25 protein-coding genes and 2 tRNA genes are annotated in these 22,233 nt (G+C 64.9%); 20 read left to right on the top strand and 7 right to left on the bottom strand.

Annotated features, from left to right (window positions below; genetic code table 11):
- The first annotated feature begins 1 nt into the window (after window position 1).
- The 13 genes from gspG to F1C10_RS01305 all read left to right on the top strand — a co-directional run bounded on the left by gspG (window position 2) and on the right by F1C10_RS01305 (window position 8,502).
- Entirely contained in the window at window positions 2-442 is a 441-nt protein-coding gene (gene gspG / locus F1C10_RS01245; RefSeq protein ID WP_185208103.1) for a type II secretion system major pseudopilin GspG, read from the top strand.
- A 30-nt stretch (window positions 443-472) separates the two neighbouring features.
- Window positions 473-970 (top strand): GspH/FimT family pseudopilin, encoded by a 498-nt coding sequence (locus F1C10_RS01250; protein WP_185208105.1) that lies wholly within the window; start codon window positions 473-475, stop codon window positions 968-970.
- Window positions 963-1,355, top strand: a complete 393-nt coding sequence (gene gspI / locus F1C10_RS01255) for a type II secretion system minor pseudopilin GspI (protein WP_185208107.1) — start codon at window positions 963-965, stop codon at window positions 1,353-1,355. Before F1C10_RS01250 ends, gspI begins: the two co-directional genes overlap by 8 nt.
- A complete protein-coding gene (gene gspJ, locus F1C10_RS01260) occupies window positions 1,352-2,014 on the top strand; it encodes a type II secretion system minor pseudopilin GspJ (protein WP_258043008.1) in 663 nt (220 codons plus the stop codon). Before gspI ends, gspJ begins: the two co-directional genes overlap by 4 nt.
- Window positions 2,004-2,981, top strand: a complete 978-nt coding sequence (gene gspK, locus F1C10_RS01265; RefSeq protein ID WP_185208109.1) for a type II secretion system minor pseudopilin GspK — start codon at window positions 2,004-2,006, stop codon at window positions 2,979-2,981. The genes gspJ and gspK overlap by 11 nt, the downstream gene beginning before the upstream one ends.
- Window positions 2,978-4,072, top strand: coding sequence for a type II secretion system protein GspL (gene gspL, locus F1C10_RS01270; RefSeq protein ID WP_185208111.1), 1,095 nt, complete (start codon window positions 2,978-2,980; stop codon window positions 4,070-4,072). The genes gspK and gspL overlap by 4 nt, the downstream gene beginning before the upstream one ends.
- The gene (gene gspM, locus F1C10_RS01275; RefSeq protein ID WP_185208112.1) at window positions 4,069-4,542 is read left to right on the top strand and encodes a type II secretion system protein GspM; all 474 of its coding nucleotides are present in this window, start codon (window positions 4,069-4,071) and stop codon (window positions 4,540-4,542) included. Before gspL ends, gspM begins: the two co-directional genes overlap by 4 nt.
- A complete protein-coding gene (gene gspN / locus F1C10_RS01280; protein WP_185208120.1) occupies window positions 4,539-5,264 on the top strand; it encodes a type II secretion system protein N in 726 nt (241 codons plus the stop codon). Before gspM ends, gspN begins: the two co-directional genes overlap by 4 nt.
- 89 nt (window positions 5,265-5,353) lie before the next feature.
- Window positions 5,354-5,430: transfer RNA gene (locus F1C10_RS01285), tRNA-His, on the top strand.
- A 22-nt stretch (window positions 5,431-5,452) separates the two neighbouring features.
- Window positions 5,453-6,502, top strand: a complete 1,050-nt coding sequence (locus F1C10_RS01290; RefSeq protein WP_185208122.1) for a Glu/Leu/Phe/Val dehydrogenase — start codon at window positions 5,453-5,455, stop codon at window positions 6,500-6,502.
- Between the two features lie 98 nt (window positions 6,503-6,600).
- Entirely contained in the window at window positions 6,601-7,326 is a 726-nt protein-coding gene (gene ccmC, locus F1C10_RS01295; RefSeq protein WP_185208131.1) for a heme ABC transporter permease CcmC, read from the top strand.
- Window positions 7,327-7,432: 106 nt separating this feature from the next.
- Window positions 7,433-7,867: a cytochrome c maturation protein CcmE gene (gene ccmE / locus F1C10_RS01300; protein WP_185208133.1), complete on the top strand. Its 435-nt coding sequence runs from the start codon at window positions 7,433-7,435 to the stop codon at window positions 7,865-7,867.
- A complete protein-coding gene (locus F1C10_RS01305; RefSeq protein ID WP_185208135.1) occupies window positions 7,864-8,502 on the top strand; it encodes a hypothetical protein in 639 nt (212 codons plus the stop codon). The genes ccmE and F1C10_RS01305 overlap by 4 nt, the downstream gene beginning before the upstream one ends.
- Before the next feature lie 24 nt (window positions 8,503-8,526).
- Here the strand turns inward: F1C10_RS01305 and F1C10_RS01310 are convergent, their stop codons facing one another.
- Entirely contained in the window at window positions 8,527-8,742 is a 216-nt protein-coding gene (locus F1C10_RS01310; RefSeq protein WP_085808443.1) for a DUF3072 domain-containing protein, read from the bottom strand.
- 145 nt (window positions 8,743-8,887) lie between these two features.
- Between F1C10_RS01310 and F1C10_RS01315 the strand changes: the two genes are divergently transcribed.
- The 3 genes from F1C10_RS01315 (at window position 8,888) to F1C10_RS01325 (ending at window position 11,465) form a co-directional block, all read left to right on the top strand.
- Window positions 8,888-10,792, top strand: coding sequence for a potassium transporter Kup (locus F1C10_RS01315; RefSeq protein ID WP_185208137.1), 1,905 nt, complete (start codon window positions 8,888-8,890; stop codon window positions 10,790-10,792).
- Between the two features lie 4 nt (window positions 10,793-10,796).
- On the top strand, window positions 10,797-11,324 hold the full coding sequence (locus F1C10_RS01320) for a 2'-5' RNA ligase family protein (protein WP_185208138.1): 528 nt from the start codon (window positions 10,797-10,799) through the stop codon (window positions 11,322-11,324).
- Window positions 11,325-11,388: 64 nt separating this feature from the next.
- A tRNA-Met gene (locus F1C10_RS01325) sits at window positions 11,389-11,465 on the top strand.
- Window positions 11,466-11,535: 70 nt separating this feature from the next.
- Here F1C10_RS01325 and rimO read toward each other — a convergent pair.
- Window positions 11,536-12,870, bottom strand: coding sequence for a 30S ribosomal protein S12 methylthiotransferase RimO (rimO, locus tag F1C10_RS01330; protein WP_185208140.1), 1,335 nt, complete (start codon window positions 12,868-12,870; stop codon window positions 11,536-11,538).
- Window positions 12,871-13,001: 131 nt separating this feature from the next.
- On the opposite strand from rimO, the gene F1C10_RS01335 reads away from it, so the two are divergent.
- Window positions 13,002-14,102 (top strand): anhydro-N-acetylmuramic acid kinase, encoded by a 1,101-nt coding sequence (locus F1C10_RS01335; protein WP_185208142.1) that lies wholly within the window; start codon window positions 13,002-13,004, stop codon window positions 14,100-14,102.
- Here F1C10_RS01335 and F1C10_RS01340 read toward each other — a convergent pair.
- The 3 genes from F1C10_RS01340 to F1C10_RS01350 all read right to left on the bottom strand — a co-directional run bounded on the left by F1C10_RS01340 (window position 14,099) and on the right by F1C10_RS01350 (window position 17,385).
- A complete protein-coding gene (locus tag F1C10_RS01340; RefSeq protein WP_185208144.1) occupies window positions 14,099-14,524 on the bottom strand; it encodes a DUF4112 domain-containing protein in 426 nt (141 codons plus the stop codon). The genes F1C10_RS01335 and F1C10_RS01340 overlap by 4 nt on opposite strands.
- Window positions 14,525-14,529: 5 nt before the next feature.
- The gene (locus F1C10_RS01345; RefSeq protein ID WP_258043009.1) at window positions 14,530-16,053 is read right to left on the bottom strand and encodes an ABC transporter substrate-binding protein; all 1,524 of its coding nucleotides are present in this window, start codon (window positions 16,051-16,053) and stop codon (window positions 14,530-14,532) included.
- A gap of 333 nt (window positions 16,054-16,386) precedes the next feature.
- Window positions 16,387-17,385: a hypothetical protein gene (locus tag F1C10_RS01350; protein ID WP_185208146.1), complete on the bottom strand. Its 999-nt coding sequence runs from the start codon at window positions 17,383-17,385 to the stop codon at window positions 16,387-16,389.
- Between the two features lie 107 nt (window positions 17,386-17,492).
- Between F1C10_RS01350 and F1C10_RS01355 the strand changes: the two genes are divergently transcribed.
- Together F1C10_RS01355 and F1C10_RS16905 are read left to right on the top strand one after the other, a co-directional pair.
- On the top strand, window positions 17,493-18,071 hold the full coding sequence (locus tag F1C10_RS01355; RefSeq protein ID WP_185208148.1) for a recombinase family protein: 579 nt from the start codon (window positions 17,493-17,495) through the stop codon (window positions 18,069-18,071).
- A 1,211-nt stretch (window positions 18,072-19,282) separates the two neighbouring features.
- A complete protein-coding gene (locus tag F1C10_RS16905) occupies window positions 19,283-19,474 on the top strand; it encodes a DUF6771 family protein (protein ID WP_374939386.1) in 192 nt (63 codons plus the stop codon).
- Between the two features lie 644 nt (window positions 19,475-20,118).
- Here F1C10_RS16905 and F1C10_RS01360 read toward each other — a convergent pair.
- Window positions 20,119-20,640, bottom strand: a complete 522-nt coding sequence (locus F1C10_RS01360; RefSeq protein WP_185208150.1) for a hypothetical protein — start codon at window positions 20,638-20,640, stop codon at window positions 20,119-20,121.
- 257 nt (window positions 20,641-20,897) lie between these two features.
- Here F1C10_RS01360 and F1C10_RS16520 point away from each other — a divergent pair, with 257 nt between their 5' ends.
- Window positions 20,898-21,053 (top strand): hypothetical protein, encoded by a 156-nt coding sequence (locus tag F1C10_RS16520; RefSeq protein ID WP_219729772.1) that lies wholly within the window; start codon window positions 20,898-20,900, stop codon window positions 21,051-21,053.
- 547 nt (window positions 21,054-21,600) lie between these two features.
- Here the strand turns inward: F1C10_RS16520 and F1C10_RS01365 are convergent.
- Window positions 21,601-22,119, bottom strand: a complete 519-nt coding sequence (locus tag F1C10_RS01365; RefSeq protein ID WP_185208151.1) for a MucR family transcriptional regulator — start codon at window positions 22,117-22,119, stop codon at window positions 21,601-21,603.
- Between the last annotated feature and the right edge of the window lie 114 nt (window positions 22,120-22,233).

A 22,233-nucleotide genomic window follows, 5' to 3' on the forward strand; every position in this document is an offset into this window, starting at 1 on the left:
CATGCGTAACCAATTGAAGAACAAGCGACGCAGGAACGGCTTCACCCTCGTTGAGCTGATGGTTGTGATCGTGATCATCGGGCTGCTGGCGACGATCGTCGCGCTCAACGTGCTGCCCTCGGGCGATACCGCGCGCGTCCAGAAGGCGAAGGCGGATATCGCCACGATTGAGCAAGCGCTGGAAATGTACCGGCTGCAGCAGAACAATTACCCGACCACGGCGCAGGGCCTCGCGGCACTGACGACGCCGCCCGCCGGCCTGCCCAACCCAGCGTCGTACCAAGCCGGCGGCTATATCAAGCGCCTGCCTGAAGATCCGTGGGGCAATGCCTATCTCTACACTTCGCCCGGCAAGCACGGCGCGGCCGACATCTGGACCAACGGCGCCGACGGCAAGGAAGGCGGCGAGGGCATCGACGCCGATATCGGCTCCTGGCAGTAAGCCACGATGGGGTGCTTGCCTCCCCGATGGATGCAGCGCGCTACGTGCGGGCACGATCGTGCCGGCAGGCATGACAACGCCGCCTCCGCGCGCCGGCGGCAGGCGGGTTTCACGCTCGTCGAACTGATGGTGGTTATCACGGTGATCGGGCTTGCATCCGCCGCGGCGGTGCTGGCGATGCCCGGTCCGCGCGGCCGCCTCGTCGATGAAGGCGCACGCTTCGCCACTCGCGTTCGCGCCGCGCGCGACGCAGCGATCGTCGGCGGACGCCCGGTCAGCGTGTGGGTGACGCCGGGCGGCTATGGCTTCGACGAGCGGCGCGGCGGACAGTGGGTTGCGCTACCCGACAAGCCATTCCGCGTCGCGCAATGGGGCGAGGGGACGCAGGCGCTGCTCCCCGAGCGCGTGCGCATCACCTTTGATACCACCGGCATGGCGGATCGCCCGATCGTCGTGCCGCTGCGCCGCGACCGAACGCGCGTGGCGGTAACGATCGCGGCGGACGGGGATGCGCGCGTCGATGGCTGACCGGCACGCCGCTGGCACCCGCGGTTTCACCCTCGTCGAGATCATGGTCGCGCTCGCTGTGTTCAGCCTCGCGGCGCTCGCGCTGCTGCGGCTTGAGGGTGCGACGATCCGCTCGACCGCGCTGCTCGGCGATACGATCGCCGCGCAGATGGTGGCGCGTAACGTTGCGATCGATGCGGTGACGGCGCCGCGCCCACCCGCGCTCGGCCGCGCCGGCGGCGTCGAGCAGAACGGCGGGCGGGCGTGGCGGTGGACGCGGCTCGTCGCGCCGACGGGCGATCAACGCATCCTGCGCATCGACGTGGCGGTGAGCGACGCGGGCGGCCGCGCTCTTGGGCGGTTGACGATGATCCGACCGCCACAGCCCGAGGTGATCGTCTCGTGAGCGCGCCGCACACCGAACGCGGCTTCACGCTCGTCGAGGTGATGGTCGCACTGATGATCTTCGGCCTGATCGCATCTGCCGGCGTCGCGCTGCTCGCGTTCAGCGTGCGCGCGCAGGGCGTGACGACGTCGCGGCTCGACGATGTCGGCGCGCTCGCCCGGCAATCCTCGTTGCTCGCCGCCGACCTCGCGCAGGCGATCGATCGCCCTGCACGCGACGAGCGCGGCACGCTGCTGCCCGCCTTCGTCGGCGACGGCACGAACGTGACGTTCGTCCGCGGCGGCTGGAGCAACCTCGATGCGCTGCCGCGCTCGACGCTGCAAAAGGTTAGTTACCGCCTTGCCGAAGGCGCGCTCGAGCGGATCGCCTGGCCGATGATCGACGGCGCCGCCGCGCTGCCGCCCTCGGTCGCGCTGGACCGCGTTCGCGGTTTGCGGCTGCGCTATCGCATCAGCGGGGCGTGGAGCGACCGGTGGGACGGCTCGGGAGGCGCCGCGCTGCCGCAGGCGCTTGAGATGTCGCTGACGCGCGACGACGGCGTCACCTTCCGTCAGCTGTTTCTTGTTGGAAGTGGTGGCCCGCCGCGTCCGCCCGCCCCATCGGGCGCGCAAGCCGCCGACGGTGCGCAACCCCCGTCGGTGTCCGCCAATGCGCGATAGGCCCGCTGGCGAGCGCGGCGCCGCGCTCCTCACCGTGATGCTGCTCGTCGCGATCGTCGCGGTGCTCGCGGCGACCGCGCTCGAGCGGTTGCGCCTGTCGACGCGGCTCGCCGCGAACGCCGTCGGGCTCGACCAGGCGCGCGGTCTCGCCTTCGCCGCGGAGGCGCTCGCGACCGGGCGGATCACCGATGTCCTCCGCCGCAACACGGAGCGCGTCACGCTCGACGGCGGATGGAGCAATCGCCCGTACACCATCCCGACGCCCGGCGGCGTCGCGACCGCGCGCATCGTCGACGGGGGGAACTGCTTCAACGTTAACAGTTTGGTGACCGATCTTGATGGGCGATATGTAGCCGATCCGACAACGATCGCGCAGTTCGCCCGGCTCGCCCGGCTGCTCGCCGTGCCGGGCGGCGACGCGATCGCAGCGGCGGCGGCGGACTGGATCGACAGCGACGATCAGCCGCTCGCTGCGGGCGCGGAGGACAGCGCCTATGCCGCGCTCGCGACGCCGTACCGCACCGCCGGCACGCTGATGGCCGATCCAAGCGAGTTGCGCGCGGTCGCCGGCGTCTCGCCTGCGGCCTATGCGCGGCTCCGACCATTCATCTGCGCACTGCCGCGTGCCGCACGCACGCCGATCAACGTCAACACCCTGACGCCCGAGCAGGCACCGCTGATCGCGATGCTCGCGCCCGATACGCTCGGCATCCAGGCCGCCGCGGGTGCGCTGCTGCGCCGGCCGCCGGGCGGCTACGGCGACGTGCAGGATTTCTGGAAGGTGTTCGCGGCATCGGGGATCACCGTCGATCCCGCGGCGACGCAGCAGACCGGCGTCACGACAAAGTGGTTCGCGCTGCGCGTCGACGTGACGGCGGGCGCCAGCGAGCTGCAGGAACAGGCGCTGATCGACGCGACTACGCTTCCCGCGCGGCTCGTCTCGCGGCAATGGGGCGAGCCAACATGACCGCCACCTTGCTCTTCATTCCGCCAGGCGCGGACGATCCGTGGCGCTGGGTGCGAGTCGCCGACGGCGCAGTCGCTGATCGCGGTGAGGGGCTGCCGGTCGAGCCGACAACGGCGATCGTTGCGGTGACGCCGGCGGACGCGGTGACGTTGCACTGGGCAAGCCTGCCGGCGCGATCGATAGCGCAAGCGAGCGCAGCGGCGCGGATCGTCGTATCGGACGCGAGCGCCGGACCGATCGACGCGCTGCACGTCGCGGTCGGCGAGGAGGCGAGCGGGGAGGGGGGCGACGAGCGGCCGATCGGTGTCGTCGCCAACGATGCGATGCAGCGCTGGCTCGCGATGCTCGCCGCGCTCGGCATCGACGCTGACGTGATGATCCCTGCGCCGCTGCTGCTGCCGCGCCCGCAGGCAAGGTTCGTCCGCGCCGACGTGGGTGGCCAATCGGTAGTGCGCGGCACAACCAGCGGCTTCGCCGACGAGGCGCGGCTGACCGAGCTGATCACCGGCGCGAATCAGCCGGAGACGCTTGGTCGCGACGCCGTCGACGCCGCGATCGCCACTGCGCTCGACCGCCCGGTGCTCAACCTGCGCCAGGGGCCGTTCGCGCGACGGCGGCGGCGCGCGATCGATTGGGCGCTCGTCCGGCGCCTCGTCGTGCTCGGCGCGCTGGCGCTGCTCGCGACACTCGCGATCGATCTCGTGCGGATCGCCAAATACGCGATCGCGGCCGACAGCGCCGAAATGCGCGCCGATGCGCTCGCTCGCGAGGGCCTGCCGCGCGGCACGCAGGCGGGCGATGCCGATCGCTTGCTCGCCGAGCGCCTGTCGCGGCTGCGCGGCCCGGGCCTCGGCTTCAGCGCCACCGCCGCAGCGATCGCGACCGCGGTGCGCGACACTGCTGGGACGGAGATCGTCGCGCTGGCGTTCAAGCCCAACGGCGACCTGCGCGCCACGATCGCGGCAGAGGGCGAGGCGCAGGCGAACCAGCTCGTCGCGCAGCTGCGCGGCAGCGGCTTTGCGGTGACCGCCAGCCCCTTCGAATCGAACGGCCAGCGGCTGCGCGGCGATCTGACGGTGACGGTGCCATGACCGATCTACGCGTTTGGTATGCCGGCCGGTCGTTGCGCGAGAAGCGGCTGATCCTCGTCATGCTCGTCCTGCTCGCGGTGACGATCGTCTGGGCCGGCATCGTCCGGCCCGTACGCGACGGGCTCGACGCGGCGCGTGACCGTCACGCCCGCGCCGTCGTCCGGCTGGGCGAGGTGCAGCGGCAGGTGGCAATGGTGAAGGCGATCCAGCGCGGCCGGCCCCGGACGCCGGAGGGCGCGATCGCCGACGCGGTCCGCGCCCGTGCCGACGAGGCGGGGTTCGCGCTGTCGAGCCTCGAACCCGACGGCGACCGCGTCCGCATCGCGATCGCGACCGCCAAGCCCGGCGCGCTGCTCGGCTGGATCGCCGCGCTCGAGGCGGACGGTCTGCTCGTCGATGCCTCGTCGATCACCGGCAACGGCGACGGCACGGTCGCGGCGACACTGACGCTTAAGGGGCGCGAGGCATGAGGCGGCTGCGCCTGCGGACCGGGCCGCGCGCGCTGTTCGCGGCAATGCTGGCCATCGCGCTCCTCGCGCTGCTGCCCATGCGCCTCGCCCTCGGTTGGTTCGGGCTCGGTGAACAGGGACTGACCGCGCGCGCAGTGAGCGGCAGCATCTGGTCCGGAACGCTGCGCGAGGCGCGCTTCGGCGACATCGCACTCGGCGATCTCTCGGCCGGCGTCTCGCCCCTGCGCCTGCTTCTCGGCGAGGCGCGGATCGCGCTCGAAGGTACGGCGTCCACGCCGGCGCCGCGCCTGTCGGGGGCGATCATCGTCTCGCGCTCGAGCTTCGGGCTCGATCACGTCACCGCTTCGCTGCCGGTCGGCATGGCGTTCCGGCCGCTGCCCGTGACGACGCTCGATCTCGACGACGTCGTGGCGCGCTTCCGCGGCGACACGTGTGAGGAAGCGTCGGGCCGGATCCGCGCGACGATGGCGGGCGATCTCGGCGGCACGGCGGTGCCGTCGGCACTCGCGGGGTCGGCGCGCTGCGATGCCGGCGCGCTTTTGCTGCCGCTCGCCAGCGCGGCGGGCAACGAGGGCAGCACGATCCGCTTGTGGCCTGATGGCCGCTACACCGCGGATCTCACGCTGCAGCCCGGCGATCCCGCCGCCGTCGTGCGTTTGCAGGCGGCAGGCTTCGTCCAGACGCAGGCTGGCATGCGGCTGACGATCGAGGGACGCTTCTGATCCGCTGACCTGTGGCAAGGCGTGCGGCGAAAGCGATGCTGTGGCCTTGACGCTCGCCGCCCCGTTCCGTAGGGGCGCCCACTCTTGTGGCGACCGTAGCTCAGTTGGTTAGAGCATCGGTTTGTGGTACCGAGGGTCGCGGGTTCAAGTCCCGTCGGTCGCCCCATCCTAACCCCCGGAAATATAGCATGACGGCGTGGGGCTTCCCCGATTTCGACGACCATGAGGGCGTCCATCTCTTCACCGATCCGGCGTCCGGCCTGCAGGCGGTCATCGCGGTCCACTCGACCGCGCTCGGCCCCGCGGCGGGCGGCGTGCGCTTCTGGAACTATGCCGATCACACCAGCGCGTTGACCGACGCGCTGCGCCTGTCGCGCGGCATGAGCTTCAAGAACGCGATGGCGGGGCTCGCGCTCGGCGGCGGCAAGGGTGTCGTGCTCGCCGACCGGCCCGGCGCGACGATCAGCGAGGATCAACTGCGCGCGTTCGGCCGCGTCGTCGAATCGCTCGGCGGCCGCTACGTTACCGCCGAGGACGTCGGCATGTCCGAGGCGCGGATGAAGGTGATCGCGCAGGAGACGCGTTACGTCTCCGGCCTGCCCGTCGCGAGTGGCGCGGCGGGTGGCGACCCCGGTCCCTATACCGCGCTCGGCGTCTATCTCGGCGTCAAGGCGGCCGCAGCGCGCGGGCTGGGTGCGAGCGACATGAAGGGCGTGCGCGTCGCGATCCAGGGCGTCGGCTCGGTCGGCGGTGGCCTCGCCCGTTTGCTCGCCGCCGACGGCGCAACGCTGACGCTCGCCGATGTCGATACCGCGCGTGCCGAGAAGCTCGCCGGCGAGCTCGGCGCCACCACCGTCTCGACGGGCGAGATCCTTGCCGCGAACGTCGATCTGGTCAGCCCCAACGCGCTCGGCGCGGTGCTGACCGAGGCATCGATCGCCGCGCTGAAGGCGAAGGTCGTCGCGGGCGGCGCGAACAATCAGCTCGCGACGCAGGGCGACGGGCGCCGCGTGCACGAGCGTGGCATCCTCTACGCCCCCGATTACGTGATCAACGCCGGCGGCATCATCAACGTCGGGCTCGAATATCTCGGTCAGGGCGACGAGGCCGAAGTGAAGGCACGCATCGCGCGCATCCCCGATCGTCTGGTTGAGGTGTGGGACGAGAGCGATGCCAGCGGCGATCCCGCGTCGGACGTGGCGGATCGCATCGCCCGCCGCCTGATCGGCCGCGGCTGAACACGGCCGGCGATCGCGCTGTTCCGTCGACCGGACGCATGCGCCGGCCGTCTGTCCAACCGGATGACGGCCGGCGTTTTTCGCTCTAGGGAGCCATCGTGCCCGCGCTCCACGCCCTCGCCAATCCTGCGCGCTTCCTTAAGATCGCCCGCCCGCTGACGGCGTGGCTGACCGGGATCGGCGTCGCGCTGATCGCGGTGGGATCCTGGGCAGGCCTCGTGATGACGCCGCCGGACTATCTTCAGGGCGAGTCGGTCCGCATCATGTACGTCCACGTCCCCGCCGCGTGGCTGGGCATGGGCGGGTGGAGCGGGATTGCGGTGGCGAGTATCGCCTATCTCGTCTGGCGTCATCCGCTGGCGGAGGTGGGCGCGCGCGCGATTGCGGTCCCCGGCGCCGCCTTTGCTGCGATCTGCCTGTTTACCGGCGCGATCTGGGGCCGGCCCACCTGGGGCACCTATTGGCAGTGGGACGGGCGGCTCACCTCGATGTTGCTGCTGTTCTTCGTCTACCTTGCCTATATTGCGCTGGCGCGTGCGGATCGCGAGCGCGGCGGCGACGGGCGTATCGCGGCGCTGTTCGGCATCGCCGGCACGGTGCTGCTCCCGATCATCCGCTACTCCGTGATCTGGTGGAACACGCTTCACCAGGGGCCGAGCATCGGGCTGACGCGATCGAGCATCGACGCGTCGATCCTGTGGCCGCTGCCGATCATGCTCGCCGGCTTCTCCTGCCTGTTCGGCGGGATCGTGCTGATGCGGATGCGCACGCTGCTTGCGGTCGCCAAGGCCGAGGCGCGGTTGCGCCGGCGGGCGACCGCATGAACCCCTGGCCGTTCATCACCGCCGCCTACGCGATCGCGCTCGGCGGCACCGCGGCGATCGCGTGGCTCAGTTGGCGCGCCATGCGTGCGGCCGAGAAGGGGCCGCAATGAAGGCCAAGCATCAGCGGCTGTGGCTTGCACTTGCCGCGGTGGCCGCGATCGCCGTCGCCGCGCTGCTGGCTTTGTCGGGGCTGCGCGATCAGGCGGCCTTCTTCTACGCGCCGTCGGACGTCACGCCCGACGTGCTCGCCTCGAATCGCGCGGTACGATTGGGCGGGATGGTTGCCGCCGGCTCGGTGGCGCGCGCCGCGGACGGCGTCACCGTCGCGTTCCGCGTCACCGACGGCAAGGCGACGACGCCGGTCACCTTTGCCGGAATCGTCCCCGATCTGTTTCGTGAGCGGTCGGGCGTCGTCGCGGAGGGCAGCTTCCGGCGCGACGGCAGCTTCGTCGCGACCAACCTGCTGGCCAAGCACGACGAAAAATACATGCCGCCCGAACTGGCCGGCAAGATGCATGAAACCAAGAGCCTGGAGCCGTGAGCGGCTTCGTCGCGCTGACGCTTGTCGGCGGATTAGCATTCGGCGCGCTGGTGCTGCTGCGTCTGCCGCGCATCCTGTGGTCGTTCGCCGGCGCTGCGCTGTTCCTAGGTGCAGCGGGCTATGCGTGGCAGGGAAGGCCGGGTGCACCGGCATCCCCGGCACGCCCAGCGCGCGACGGGATTGCGGTCGATCCCGCCGCAATCGCGCTGCGCGACCGGCTGGTCGGGCGTTTCACCGCCGATGCGAGCTACCTCGTGGCGTCCGATGCCATGCTGCGCACCGGCAACAAGCGCGCGGCAGTTCAGGTGGTGCTCGGCGGCCTGCGCCGTATCCCGAACAGCTTCATCCTGTGGACGCAACTCGGCACCAATCTCGCAATCCACGACGGTGACAAGGTGTCCCCGGCCGCCAAATTGGCGTTCGAGCGGGCGATGCGGCTTGCGCCCAAGCATCCGGCGCCACCCTATTATGCCGGCATGGCCTATGTGCGCGCGGGCGAGCTAGCGATGGCGCAGCGTCTATGGCGCCGCGCCGTCGCGCTCTCCGCCCCGGATACCGATTATCGGCGCCAGATCGCCGGTCAGCTCGATCTGCTCGATCGGTTCATCGCCGCGACGCGGCCGCCGGCGCGCTGATCCGCCGCCGGCGGGTTGCCGGCCTTACTTGCCACGCCCGGTCTTCTCCTGCAGCGCATCGATCCGCTTCGATGCGTCGGCCTTGGTAAGGCCGTCATCGAATTCCTCGCCGGCTTCTTCGCTCAGTGTCTTGAGGTAGCTCGCCTGCGCCCCGGTCATCGGCTCTTCGCCGGTGGTCCAATCATCCGGATCCTTTTCGGCGTTCGAGAAGGGTTCGCTCTTCGGGTTCGCGTCGGTCATGGCGGTGTTCCTTTCGCGCATCCAAACTCCCCTGTTCCCGCAACGTTCCATTTGCGGCGGCATCGGCGCGGTGCTAGGCGCGCTTGGTTTTCGACAGGACAACGGCGGTTCTTCTACTCGTGGCTCCTTTTCGGACGGTCGGTCGGTGAGCACCGCCGCACCCGTCGGCGTGCCCGGCACGCACCATCATCACAATGAAGGGCTGACGAAGCTAGCACTCGGCGCCGTCGGCGTCGTCTACGGCGATATCGGCACCAGCCCGCTGTACGCGATGAAGGAGGTGTTCGTCGGGCACCATCCGCTCGCCGTCGATCAGTTGCACATCTTCGGCGTCGTCAGCCTCGTCTTCTGGTCGCTGGTGCTGATCGTGACGTTTAAATACGTCATGGTCATCCTGCGCGCCGACAATGAGGGCGAGGGGGGCAGCCTCGCGCTGCTCGCGCTGATCCAGCGGCGCAGTGGCGCCGGCAAACGCTGGGGGCCGAGCCTGGTGCTGCTCGGCGTCCTCGCAACGGCGCTGTTCTTCGGCGACTGCATGATCACCCCCGCGATCTCGGTGCTGTCCGCGGTCGAGGGGCTCGCCACGGTCGAGGCGCGCTTCAACAGCTTCGTTATCCCCATCTCGGTCGCGATCCTGATCGGCCTCTTCTACCTCCAGTCGGTCGGCACCGCGCGCGTCGGCAAGCTGTTCGGGCCGATCATGGCGGTCTATTTCGTGACGCTGTCTGTGCTCGGGCTGATCCACGTCATCGCCCAGCCGCAGATCCTGCTCGCGCTCGATCCGCGTTGGGCAGTGCGCTTCGCCGCCACTGACGGTACGCTCGCGTTTCTCGCGCTCGGCTCGGTCGTGCTCGCGGTGACGGGAGCGGAGGCGCTCTACGCCGATATGGGGCATTTCGGGCGCAAGCCGATCGCCTACGCCTGGCTGTGGTTCGTCTTCCCCGCGCTGATGCTCAACTATCTGGGGCAGGGGGCGCTGCTGCTCACCAACCCGGCGGCGGCGGAAAACCCCTTCTTTCTGATGGCGAGCGAGGCGTGGCGCCTGCCGCTCGTCATCCTTGCGACACTCGCGACGGTCATTGCCAGCCAGGCGGTCATCACGGGCGCCTATTCGGTGGTGCAGCAGGGCATCCAGCTCGGCCTGATGCCGCGGCTTCGCATTTCGCACACCAGCGCCTCGGCGGCGGGACAGATCTACATCTCGTCGGTCAACTGGGCGCTGCTCGCGATGGTGCTGCTGCTGATCCTCGGCTTCCGCGAATCGTCGAACCTCGCGGCCGCCTATGGCATCGCGGTGACCGGCACGATGTTCATCTCGACGTGCATGGTCGCGGTGCTGATACGGCGCGTATGGCACTGGCCGCTCTACGCGGTGATCCCGTTCGTCGCGCTGTTCCTGTTCATCGACGGCATGTATTTTTCGTCAAACCTCACCAAGGTGCCCGACGGCGGCTGGTTCCCACTGCTCGTCGCGATCATCGTGTTCGTGCTGCTCACTACCTGGGCGTCGGGCCGCAAGCTGATGCTCGAGCGGCTGCGCGAAGGCGCGATGCCGATCAAGGTGTTCATCGGCTCGGCGGCGGGCAGCGCGACCCGCGTCGGCGGCACCGCGGTCTTCATGACTTCGACGCCGGAGGGGGTGCCGCACGCGCTGCTGCATAATCTGAAGCACAATCGAGTGCTCCACGATCGCGTGATCCTGTTGACGGTGAAGGTCACCGACATGCCCTATTACCCGGACGAGAACCGCTTCGTGCACGAGGATCTTGGCGAGGGTTTCCACCGCGTCGTGCTGCGCTACGGCTTCATGGAATCGCCCGATATCCCCGCCGCGCTCAAATCATTCCACGAGTGCGACGGCGAGTTCCGCATGATGGAGACCAGCTTCTTCCTGTCGCGGCAGACGCTGCTCGCCTCGGCGCGCCCCGGCATGGCAATCTGGCGCGAGAAGCTGTTCGCCTGGATGCTGCGCAACGCGGAAAGCGCGATGGAATTCTTCCGCCTGCCCACAAATCGCGTGGTCGAGCTCGGCAGCCAGATCGAGATCTGAGACGATGACGGAGACGTCCGGCTCGGTTCCAGCCCCGATCATCGTCACCGCACTCCTCGGCGACGCAGATCACCGCTGGTTCGACGACCTGCGCCGCGCGCACTTCCCGCCCGAGCGCAACCAGCTCGCCGCGCATCTCACCATGTTCCACCATCTGCCGCCCAGCGCGGCGGCGGAGGTGAAGCGCCGGCTGGCGGAGGAGACGCGCGGCGTGCGCCGGCCCGAGGCGCGCCTCGCCGCGCCGTTCTCGCTCGGTCGCGGCGTTGCCTATCGCATCGACAGCCTCGCGCTCGCCGCGATCCGCGCGCGGCTGGCAGAGGGGTTCCAGGGGCTGCTGACGCCGCAGGACCAAGCCGGCTGGCGCGCGCACGTCACGGTGCAGAACAAGGTCGAGCCCGCGACTGCCAAAGCGCTGCTGGCGGCACTATCGGCCGACTATCGCCCGCGTCCGCTCGCGATCGTCGGGCTGGCATCATGGTGGTATCGCGGCGGGCCGTGGGAGCCTTTGTCGCGACACGTGTTCGCGGGTTGACGCCCTCTCAACCCCTGCTATAGCCCGCGCCTCGCGAGCGGTACTTGCCCCTTCACGAAGGCGCGGCGGAGTAGCTCAGCTGGTTAGAGCACGGGAATCATAATCCTGGGGTCGGGGGTTCAAGTCCCTCCTCCGCTACCACTCGCGAGCGCTTCAGGAGCCGCAATACTGACCGCGCACTGTCCGCAGTTGCCCGGCCGTGCGCGAGGGATCACCCCGCGAGCGGCACACCGAACAGATCATGCTCGTCGGCGTCCTCGATCGCCACGCGAACGATATCACCCTCGGCGAGATGAGCCGCGTCGCGCAGATGCACCTCGCCGTCGATCTCGGGCGCATCGGCGTAGGAGCGCCCGGTCGCCCCTTCGTCACCCACCGCATCGATGATGACGTCGAGCGTGCGGCCGACCTTCGCCTGCAGCTTCGCCGCGCTGATCGCGGCGGTCTTCGCCATGATCCGCGCGTAGCGTTCCTCCTTCACCTCTTCGGGCACCGGATCGGGCAGCAGGTTCGCACTCGCGCCCTCTACCGGCTCGAAGCGGAACGCCCCGACACGGTCGAGCTGCGCCTCGTCCAGCCATTCAAGGAGATACTCGAAGTCCGCCTCGGTCTCACCCGGAAAGCCGACCACGAAGGTCGAGCGGATCGCGATGTCCGGGCAGATCTCGCGCCAGCCGCGGATGCGGCTCAGCACCTTGGCGTCGTTCGCGGGCCGCTTCATCGCGCGCAGCACGTTGGGGGCGGCGTGCTGGAACGGGATGTCGAGATACGGCAGCACCAGCCCTTCCGCCATTAGCGGGATCACCTGATCGACGTGGGGGTAGGGATAGACATAGTGCAGCCGCACCCATGGCGCGATCCGACCCAGCTCGCGCGCCAGATCGGTCATGTGCGCGCGAACCTCGCCACCACCCTTCAGCGGATAGGAGGCGTGGCGCAGGTCGACGCCATAGGCCGAAGTGTCCTGGCTGATCACCAGCAGCTCGCGCGTTCCCGCCGCGACCAGCTTCTCCGCCTCGCGCAGGATCGCATCCGGGCGGCGGCTGACGAGATCGCCCCGCAGCGAGGGGATGATGCAGAAGGTGCAACGATGGTTGCAACCCTCGGAAATCTTGAGATAGCTATAGTGGCGCGGCGTGAGCTTCAGCCCCGCGTCGGGAATGAGGTCGATGTACGGCGACAGATTCGCCGGCGCCGCCTCGTGCACCGCCTCCACCACCTGTTCGTATTCGTGCGCGCCGGTGATCGCGAGGACCTGCGGGAAGCGCGCGCGGATCGCTTCGGCTTCCTTCCCCATACACCCCGTCACGATGACGCGGCCGTTCTCCGCGATCGCCTCGCCGATCGCCTCCAGACTCTCCTCCTTGGCGGAATCGAGGAAGCCGCAGGTATTGACGAGCACCACGTCCGCCCCGGCATAATCGGGGGACATGTGATAGCCGTCGGCGCGCAGCTGGGTCAGGATCCGCTCGCTGTCGACGAGGTTCTTCGGACAGCCGAGCGACACCATGCCCACGCGGGGCGGTGAGGGAAGACGCGTTGCCATGAGGTGCGCGCACATAGGGCTGATCGGCGCAATTTGCCATATCCCGGCCGATATGCTGGGGCACGGCGCGCCGTTGGGTTCGGGAAAAAAGCCGGCTGGCGTCGTGAAAGAGCGTTTTAGGGGAATGTTCCATGCTGGCAATCGGGCTGATGTCGGGCACGTCCCTCGACGGGGTCGACGCAGCGTTAATCGACACCGATGGCGAGCGCGGGGTGCGCGCCATCGCCTTTCGCGGCGAGAGCTACTCCGATGCCGCGCGCGCACAGCTGGCCGAAGCGACCACGCGCGCGCTCAGCTTCGATCGGCCGCGTGCGAACCCGGAGGTGATGGCCGCGGCCGATCTGATCACGCGCACCCACGTCCTGGCGGTGCAGAAGCTGATACGCGACGCGGGCGTCGTCGCGGCGGACGTCGGCGTGGTCGGCTTCCACGGTCAGACGGTGGCGCATCGCCCCGATCGCGGCTGGACATGGCAGATCGGCGACGGGCAGGCGCTCGCCGACGCGACCGGGATCACCACCGTCGCCGATTTCCGCAGCGCCGATGTGGCGGCGGGTGGGCAGGGGGCGCCGCTGCTGCCAATCTATCACGCCGCGCTCACTGCGGCGCTGGACCGCCCGCTCGCTGTGCTCAACCTCGGCGGCGTGGCGAATATCACCGCGATCGCGCGCGACGGCACGCTCGTCGCGTTCGATACCGGACCCGCCAACGGCCTGATCGACAGCTGGGTGGAGGCGGAGAGCGGTGCGCGCTACGATGCCGGCGGCGCACTCGCCGCCAGCGGCCACGTCGACGAGGCGGTGCTGACGGCGATGCTCGACCACCCTTTCTTCGCGCTGCCGGCGCCCAAGTCGCTCGACCGCAACGATTTCACCATCCAGCCGGCGCGTGGGCTGAGCGCGGCGGACGGCGCCGCGACGCTGACGGCGTTCACCGCCGCGACGGTCGCCGAGGCGTTGACGCTGCTCCCCGAGCGCCCAACGCGGCTGTTCGTCGCAGGTGGCGGGCGGCACAATCCCACGCTGCTCGCGATGATCACTGACCGCTGCGGCCTCACCCCCGAGCCGGTCGACGCATTCGGCTGGAACGGCGATGCGATCGAGGCGGAAGGCTTCGCCTATATGGCCGCACGCACGCTTGCCGGATTGCCGATTTCGTTTCCCGGCACCACCGGCGTCGACCGGCCGATGCCGGGTGGCACGGTCTACACACCACGCGCGGCAGGCGCCTAGCGGTTGATCGTCATCGTCGCCGGATGGTTGCGATCGAGGTGGCGTTTGATCGTGCGCAGGTTGCGGCTGTTGGAGCGATAGAAGAAGTCCGCCGCGTCGCCGACGAAGGGCACCAGGCCAAGCATCGTGTCGAACCCGACACGCGCGCCCATCCGCGTCAATTGCCACTTAGTCATGCCAAGGTTGCGCGCTTCCCACACGATCCACGCCCCGATCGCGCCGGCGACGACATCGCCGACCACCGGGATCAGCCCGATCAGCACATCCAGGCCGACCCGGCGGTTGGTCCCCGGCACTTCGAACGCGCCCTCCATCAGGCGCTCGACCGCTTCGATTCGGCGGCGGATCGAGACCGGATCGCGCCCCAGCGGCAGCGCGGAGAGGATCGCGGCGGCATCGGGCGAGGGGATGTTCTGCGTCATCCCGATCAGTTGGGATCGCGGCGCAGGGCGTTCAACGGGTGCCACGCGCGATCGTTGGGCTGCCACGCGCGCAGCCGCAGCGCGACCAGCGACCATCGGAACGGACGGGCGAGCGGCACGAAGGCGACGTCGCGCGCCAGCGCCGCGTCGGCGGCAGCGAGTGCCAGCGCGCGCTCGCCCAGCGTCGGCGCGATCCGCGCGGCCTCGATCGCGGCGCGCGCTTCCTCGCTGCACGTCACGCAGGCGGTCGACAGATACCAGCGTGCGCTGTCGTATGGCGCCACCGCGTCAATCAGCCGCAGCTCGGCCTCGGCATCGATCGGCACCCGCTGCGGCACGATGCCGACGGCGTAGAGGTCCGCCGCGAACCGCGCCCATAGCAAGGTCCCGCCGGGGCCGGGGGGCAGCGCCAGACGAAGGCTTGGCGCGCTGCCGTTCCCTTGGCGCCACCGCGCGACCTGCGCGCGCGCCGCGGCGAGACGATCGGCAGCGGCGATGTCCATCCACGGCGCACGCGCCGGCGGCGCGGCCGAATCGAGCAGCGTGGGGAGCAGCGTCTCACTCGCCGCCCAGTCCGCCGAGAACGCCTCCACCAATTGCCGGCGATCGATCGCCAGCGCGACCGCCGCGCGGTTCTCCGGTGTCGCCAGAAACCCCACGCGACTGACGATGGCCAGCCCGAATAGCCCGGCCGCCGGATCGATGCGGATCGACCGCGGCGTGACACCGGCGGCGCTGACCAGCGGCCAGTCGCCGATCCGCCCGCCCGTCACGAGGTCGGACTTTCGTGCGGCGAACCGCGCCACACCGCTCGCGGCGCGCTCTGCAATCAGCACCACGTCGTCCTCGGGCGCCGGCTGCGAGCGTTCGTCCGTGGCGCGGTTGGGATCGGGGATCGGGGTCAGTCGCGTCACGCGTCCGGCCCTCCCGATCGGTCGCATCGGGCCGCTACCCAGGCGGGGGCCGGATCGCACGATCGCAAGCTCTGGCTGCCCGAAAAGTTTGAGCAGATCGGGGCGCGGCCGCGACAGTTCGATCTGAATGACGTTGGGCGTCATCTCGACGATCGAATCGATCGCGGTCAGATAGGGCGTCAGCGGGTTGCCGCTGCCGGCGCGCAACTGGCGGCGCAGATTAGCCACCACCTCGGCCGCGCGCAGCGGGCGACCGTCGGACCAGCGCATATCGCGCAGCCGGAAGATGTACGTCATGCCCTCATCGGTGACGATCCAGCGCTCGGCGATGCCCGGAACGACCTGACCGGCGGCGTTGAAGCGCACCAGCCCCTGCGCCACCGCATCCGCATAAAGGCGCGCGGCAGGCTGCGCGGTCGGTTTGGGCGCAGTGCGCAGATCGGGCGCGTCGCCGACGGCGCTGACGACCACCGCGCCGACGTCGGCACGGCGCTCGCATCCCGCAGCGGCTAGCGCCAGCGCGAGCGTGATGGTGCGGACGGCGGGACTCGAACCCGCACGCCCATACGGGCAGAAGATTTTAAGTCGGTTCGGAAAAGTTGCCCGGAAAGTCACTATGATGCTCTTTTTGGACCGGAAATCCGGCTAGAAGCGAGCGGGGGTGTGCCCGATCATGCCCCCGATTTACCCCAATTTCCCGGCATGATTACACAGGAATTGCACCGAGAAGCTGGCATTGTGAAACGCAGGGCGGCGGCGACGTACGAAGAACCGTTGCCGCCTTGCGCGGGAATCAAAATCAACGCTAATCGAAGCGGCTGAGAGGTCTAGGGGCTATCTTAGCGTTTTATAGGTGACGACCCGATGTTTGAAGAGCGGAAAACGCCAGAGCGTAGATCCCTGTCTTTGAGCCTGTTTACAGGCTTACCGTGGACCGTCCGGGCTTTTTTAGTTTTGTTCAACACAATCCTGCTCGCGTTGCTCATCTTCGGTATGCTTAGTTATTGGACCCAAGGAAAGGTCTTCGATAATGTAACGAATGCCCTCACGGAACTCCTGAAACTTGTCGGGGGTGGGGTCATCGGGTCGCTCGCTGCCGAGGGCAAGAAAAGCTTTGGCGGGAAGCAACCCGATGGGTCTGAACGCGACTAAAGTTCCGATCTTTGATATTATAGCGCCCCCAATTCGGAAGAAGCTATAATATCCAATATCCGGGTGGCTCAATAACTCATACTCTCTGTTCCGCAACAATCTTGCTTTGTGAAAACAAAAGTTTGCAATCATGCATATCACGCTAAGTGATAGAGTCGGTATTGCTACAGGCAACTTGAGATAAGTCAGGAGTAGTGCGTCGAGAACTAGCGCCAAAAGGATTGTGTCAGCTGCGAATTTCCAACGGAAACGCTCCGGGTGGAAGCCGTGCCATATCCTCACTGCAACCCACGCTAGTTGCAAACGCGGGGGGAGTACATGCGAGGGTCTATGTCGTCGGACAATTACCCCTAAACCCTTCGGCGGATCAAATGGTGTCTCTTCCGATCCTCGTAAGAAGCGAACGGGAAGGACCCTCGCTCCTTTAGTGACCGACCGTAGGGAGTGTTCCTTGAAGCCGTCGAGAGTCATATGTACAATTCGGCCGTCTCCCTTGTAGATTGCAGCATGATCGATCGGCGATGTTGTCATATACATCATTGCCCACGATTTGAATGAATCGAGCCGTTGCGTGAATATCGCGTCGCCAGCCCTCATTTGGGCAACGGCTTCATCGGAAATTTTGTCCACATAAGCCATCGCCATGCCGCCATCGCGCTGGTTCGGCCCGTATCGCCCGCGTTTGAAGGCATATTGAAGATAATCGAAAATGGTAAAAAGCATCTGCTTCATTTGCCGCGCCAGACGACACGCGCGCAAGCGTTCAAGCGCCATGTCGCTGACGAGTGTAGCCAAGACGGTCGAATCCGATACATGATCGGCACGTATATCGAATATTAGACTCGACACGGATTCGATACAGACGCATTATCGATGCACAGAATCGATACAGGAAAACCCTGATGAGTCGCACCTTTGCCTACTGCCGCGTCAGCACGCTCGATCAAACGACCGACAATCAGGTTCGGGAAATCGAAGGTGCGGGATTCGCCGTTGATTCTAAGCGCATCGTTACTGAAACTGTGTCGGGTTCGGTAGCTTCTATGGAGCGTAAGGGCTTCGCAAAGCTCATGGACCGCATGGAAGCGTCAGACGTGTTGATCGTGACGAAGCTAGACCGTTTGGGCAGAAATGCGATGGACGTTCGCAGTACGGTAGATCGGCTGGCCGCAGAAGGCATCCGCGTTCATTGCCTTGCCCTTGGTGGCGTCGATCTGACTTCCCCTGCCGGCAAGATGACGATGGGCGTTATCGCTGCCGTTGCTGAATTTGAACGCGACCTTCTTATCGAGCGGACGCAAGCGGGTCTGTCGCGAGCGAAGGCATCGGGGAAGGTGTTGGGGCGACCGCAAAGCCTGTCGAGCGATCAGCAACGGGATATCAGGACGGCTAGGGCTTCCGGTGTCTCGCTAGGTGAACTGGCGAAGCGGTACAGTGTATCGCGTGCGGCTATTCAGCGGGTGGAAAAGCGTGCAGCCTGATTTTGCCCCTACAAAGCCCGTACGGCGCATCTAAGCCGTTTTGGCACCCGAAGTACCCTATCGCCCCTATCGTCGTCGGCTGGCCACCGGCTGCCCCCTCAAATCGAACGATAGGGCGCTAGGGGCTGTAATCTCTTTATTGCGGATCGGTCCCGCATATTAATTAGCTTTTTAGTACGAGACAGACGCTTTAGGTGGCCAAATGTGTAATTATCTTCTCCATCGATTAATCGATAGAACAGTCAGCACGCAGCATACGAGAAAATAGATAATTACTACTGTTATGCCTCGAAAATAGCTGTCTAATAAGCTCGTAATAACTAAGACAGGTCCGCTATAAATAGTCGCTATCCACCACTCAGCGTTGTAATTATTGTAAGAACTATAAGTAGTCCTTGCAAATATCATCAAGGGAGCAGTCAGAAAGTAAAACGTAATCCAAATCAAACGGCTTTGGCGTTATTTAGATAGCAAGCCCATCTGTTTGATATGAGCCTAGCATTGGAATCGTGCAAGTGGGTGATTGCGGGCGATCCACTCTCGGTCGTTACCGCCGCTAACCAACCCTTCATCCGGCTTTGGCAACATCGGGCTATGAGCTTCAACAAGCCCTTCCGCGCGGTGCCGATCAAGCTAGGCACTCACTACAAGTCTAGGCAGCGGAAAGAGCGGATGCATCGTATAAAGCGACCAGTGGCGATCTTGATAGGCGCCGCCGTCGTAGGTGCGACCGTAGGCGTCTACTCTGCATTGCTTCCGACAAACTTTAGCGCCGCAACGTCTGCTACCTACAACCAATCCCTATCCGGCTGCACCGCCACAGATGGTGATACGATCCGCTGTGGTGATGAACGCATCAGGCTTTTGGCAATCGATGCACCGGAGCTTCCGGGTCACTGTCGTAAGGGACGGAAGTGCGCGCCCGGCGATCCTTATGCATCTTCGGCGAACCTTGATGCCGCGCTTACCGGTGACCTATCGATAGATCGTGCTGGCGAGGATCGATATGGGCGCACCCTAGCTCGCGTTGCCGGTGCGAAGGGCGACCTGTCCTGCTGGCAGCTAGAACACGCGCACGCGATCTACAAAGTTGATTGGGACAACGGTTGGCGGGTCGCTCGAACCTGTCCCGGCTCGATCCTATAGGCGAACCAAGTCGCTTGATGAACGTTCCCGTTACGTTCTATTTCGACGGAACGGAGATTCGCACCATGGACACCATCAGCACCGACCAACTTGCCGCTCTGATCGAAGCAGCACCCTTACGTGCCACCACCGGACTTAGCGCTACGAATGAAGCCCTTCGGTACTGGTCTACGCGGGAGCTTGCGGAATTCATCGTAGAAGGGCTTGAGCGGCCTTGGACCGTACCGGACAGGGCGCAGCTAGCTTTACCGCTCTGATCGTCCTGTGACGCTTACAGCCGCATGGTTGGGGCTATTAGAAATTTGCGGGAGCTTGCCCATCAGGGCGGCAGCATATGCGCTACGTGTCGAGCTTGCGGTAAGGTGGCGTTGTTCGCTCCGTTCGAACTGGCGACCTACTTTCGGCATCGCGGCTGGTCCGATGCATGGCCGGGATTTGCGCAAAAGCTTGTTTGTGCCGGGCACGATGGTTGCGGCGCTAGAAATCCATTCGTCGTTTGGTCATCGAATGAACCGCCACCAAGAACCCCATCACCACCTAAGCCACGCTTAGTTCGAACAACGGTAGCGCCAGTTGATGAAGGGGAGTGGGAAAGAGCCAAGCGGCGGCGGGGGCGGTAGGACCCAACTGCAAACTGCTTTTTGATCTGCATTGGAACGCCCGGTGCAAACGTAGTACAAATGCAGCGTAGCGGAGCCGTCATAGAAGCAGTAACGAGCGAGCTACGGCCAAACGACGTGACGAAAAAGCTGACTATATGGCAAACGTGCATTCCATTGCCGACTGTAAGAATATGCTACTGGTGGTTCTGGCGACGCTGGACAGTTTATCTAGTCAGCCCGACAGTGAGCAGCGCCATAAGGCTATGGTTGCCGCGTTACATGTTCATCAAGCAATAGAGTCACTTCTTGAATCTGATGCGTTCGATACCGAGTTTCCAGTTACTCTCAACAGCTAAATCCAACGCCTTCTCCATACGCGCGAATCCGTCTTTCGATAGATAAACGATTGTTCTTCGTTTATCAAAAGGATCGTTTTCTCGTACAATCAGGCGTTGTTCGTGCAACAAATTTATCCATCGAAGCCCTGTTGTATTTGGCGAACGAGACGCAATACACAAAGAGGTCGCTGTGACAATATTGCCCCGTCGATAAGCAACGTATAAATCAAGTAGCATGTGCCATGCCGGATCGGAAAACAGATCGCCGCCAAACGCTTTATCTCTCGCGTTTGCAGCAGCGATCAAGCTCAATGCTACAGTCAGCCTATCAATTCTTGCGGGATGCTGTTCCGAGTCTTCCGACTTATCGCGTTCACAAGGCCGTGCAACCACGGTCGCTTCTTGCGTATCTCTGACTTCCGTTACCGCACGCTGCAATTGGTCCAGCGTCGTTTGTATACGGGCGAAAACGATATCGCTCATGCTAGCCAAGTGTCGCCCTTTCCTCCGAAAAGCTCGCTATCCCACGCAAATTACGCGCATATCATAAATCGGTTTCATCTGCCGCACTTCGCCCCGAGCCTTTTGATCCACATTGGCAGTAGCGCCTGCCATTGAAACCGATTTGCACAAAATGTCTGCGTGCATGATTGGGCGCAAAATCACGAGATTGACTGCCGTGACTATTGGGAGCTTTATCGCGACTATGGGCATAAAGCTGTTGGGTCGGAGTTAGTAATTTGAACGATACGTTTGATCGAGCGATGCTGTTAGAGCAGATCAAGTCCAGCCTTGAAGAGGCATTGGCTCGCGCGGACCAGCTATCCGAAGCGCACCTCGCAGTATCAGTTGCTACGGCTATTGATATATTGAAAGGCTTAAGCGCGAGTATTTAGTGCTTTTAGTCCAAAGTCCGCTGAACAGCGTACAATTCTTCCAATGTCTTGACTATCTTGGAATAGCCTTGTTCTGTAAGATTTAATAGGCCATTTCTTGACTCAACAAAACCTTCACTCTTCAACACGTAGATCCAACGCGTTAATAGCGAGCGCGATGTCCGAGGCGGTAATGTTATCGTTTCGATATCGACGATCTCCCCATCGTCTTCTGCAACCAATAACGTGAAGAGTATATATCGTGGCGCGTCGTCCAATAGCCTAGGAAGGTTATCTGATATTACGCTTGATGCCGCCAATAACCTTTGCGCAAATTGCGTTGTGGTGGGCGCCCGCGGCGCCTTGTCTCGTTTTGTCTCAAAGCGAAGCATCTTTGGCATTGAGCCGAAATCCCATCTAGCCTCCGAAATCTCGAAGGCTCATTCAGGCTTCCATACCGTGCACGCGAAATCAACACAGATTGCCGATGAAGGTTAAGACGTAAATTTGACTTATAGGGTTGAAAAAGCCGCCCCAAGCTAATGCATGGCGGTTTAGCGTTCAGCTACTAACCGCCGCCAAGATGCGCCTTTGCAGCAGCCTTCGCATCAGCAACGCTCTTGCCCTTGCGAGGTTTAGACGCGGGCTTTTCATCGGTGATAGCGTCAGCGACCTTCTCTACGATCTTGCGTCCTAGGCCGATCGCCTTCGCTGTGGCGCTTCGTGCAGCACTGTAAGACGGTGACGTCATCGGATAAGAAGGCGGAAGGTTATAGCGATCGCGGTACTGATCCGGCGTCAATCCGTTCGTGGTTAGATGGCGCTTAAGCGTCCTATATTTCTTCCCGTCGATCATCGATACGATAAATTCAGGATCAGCTAGCGACTTCCGTACGCTAACAGCGCGTTCGAACTCCGGTGCCACTTCGTCCTGGTCGGCGGCCGCCGTGCCAAGCGTAGAAACCGTTTTGTGCATCGTCGCCAGAAAGGCGGGAATGGCATCCACCTCGACGCGCGTGTTCGGATTAGCAAGCCACGCAACCGTAAGATCGGTCGCCAGCGCGATGGTATCTGTGGTGTCACTCATCGCGCTACACTACGCGCCATTCCACGAACGAGATAGTCGTCGATTGGTTAGCGCAAAGATGTTTTGTCAATCACAGATATCGATCTAGTTTCGGAGACATTGCCGCGATTAGTT

The organism is Sphingomonas sp. NBWT7, assembly GCF_014217605.1.
Classification (GTDB): domain Bacteria; phylum Pseudomonadota; class Alphaproteobacteria; order Sphingomonadales; family Sphingomonadaceae; genus Sphingomonas.

Excerpts from the sequence above, each read along its gene's own strand:
- gspG (WP_185208103.1), top strand. The coding sequence starts at position 2 with ATGCGTAACCAATTGAAGAACAAGCGACGCAGGAACGGCTTCACCCTC.
- F1C10_RS01250 (WP_185208105.1), top strand. The coding sequence starts at position 473 with ATGCAGCGCGCTACGTGCGGGCACGATCGTGCCGGCAGGCATGACAAC.
- gspI (WP_185208107.1), top strand. The coding sequence starts at position 963 with ATGGCTGACCGGCACGCCGCTGGCACCCGCGGTTTCACCCTCGTCGAG.
- gspK (WP_185208109.1), top strand. The coding sequence starts at position 2,004 with ATGCGCGATAGGCCCGCTGGCGAGCGCGGCGCCGCGCTCCTCACCGTG.
- gspL (WP_185208111.1), top strand. The coding sequence starts at position 2,978 with ATGACCGCCACCTTGCTCTTCATTCCGCCAGGCGCGGACGATCCGTGG.
- gspM (WP_185208112.1), top strand. The coding sequence starts at position 4,069 with ATGACCGATCTACGCGTTTGGTATGCCGGCCGGTCGTTGCGCGAGAAG.
- gspN (WP_185208120.1), top strand. The coding sequence starts at position 4,539 with ATGAGGCGGCTGCGCCTGCGGACCGGGCCGCGCGCGCTGTTCGCGGCA.
- F1C10_RS01290 (WP_185208122.1), top strand. The coding sequence starts at position 5,453 with ATGACGGCGTGGGGCTTCCCCGATTTCGACGACCATGAGGGCGTCCAT.
- ccmE (WP_185208133.1), top strand. The coding sequence starts at position 7,433 with ATGAAGGCCAAGCATCAGCGGCTGTGGCTTGCACTTGCCGCGGTGGCC.
- F1C10_RS01310 (WP_085808443.1), bottom strand. The coding sequence starts at position 8,742 with ATGACCGACGCGAACCCGAAGAGCGAACCCTTCTCGAACGCCGAAAAG.
- F1C10_RS01320 (WP_185208138.1), top strand. The coding sequence starts at position 10,797 with ATGACGGAGACGTCCGGCTCGGTTCCAGCCCCGATCATCGTCACCGCA.
- rimO (WP_185208140.1), bottom strand. The coding sequence starts at position 12,870 with ATGGCAACGCGTCTTCCCTCACCGCCCCGCGTGGGCATGGTGTCGCTC.
- F1C10_RS01335 (WP_185208142.1), top strand. The coding sequence starts at position 13,002 with ATGCTGGCAATCGGGCTGATGTCGGGCACGTCCCTCGACGGGGTCGAC.
- F1C10_RS01340 (WP_185208144.1), bottom strand. The coding sequence starts at position 14,524 with ATGACGCAGAACATCCCCTCGCCCGATGCCGCCGCGATCCTCTCCGCG.
- F1C10_RS01355 (WP_185208148.1), top strand. The coding sequence starts at position 17,493 with ATGAGTCGCACCTTTGCCTACTGCCGCGTCAGCACGCTCGATCAAACG.
- F1C10_RS16905 (WP_374939386.1), top strand. The coding sequence starts at position 19,283 with ATGGACACCATCAGCACCGACCAACTTGCCGCTCTGATCGAAGCAGCA.
- F1C10_RS01360 (WP_185208150.1), bottom strand. The coding sequence starts at position 20,640 with ATGAGCGATATCGTTTTCGCCCGTATACAAACGACGCTGGACCAATTG.
- F1C10_RS01365 (WP_185208151.1), bottom strand. The coding sequence starts at position 22,119 with ATGAGTGACACCACAGATACCATCGCGCTGGCGACCGATCTTACGGTT.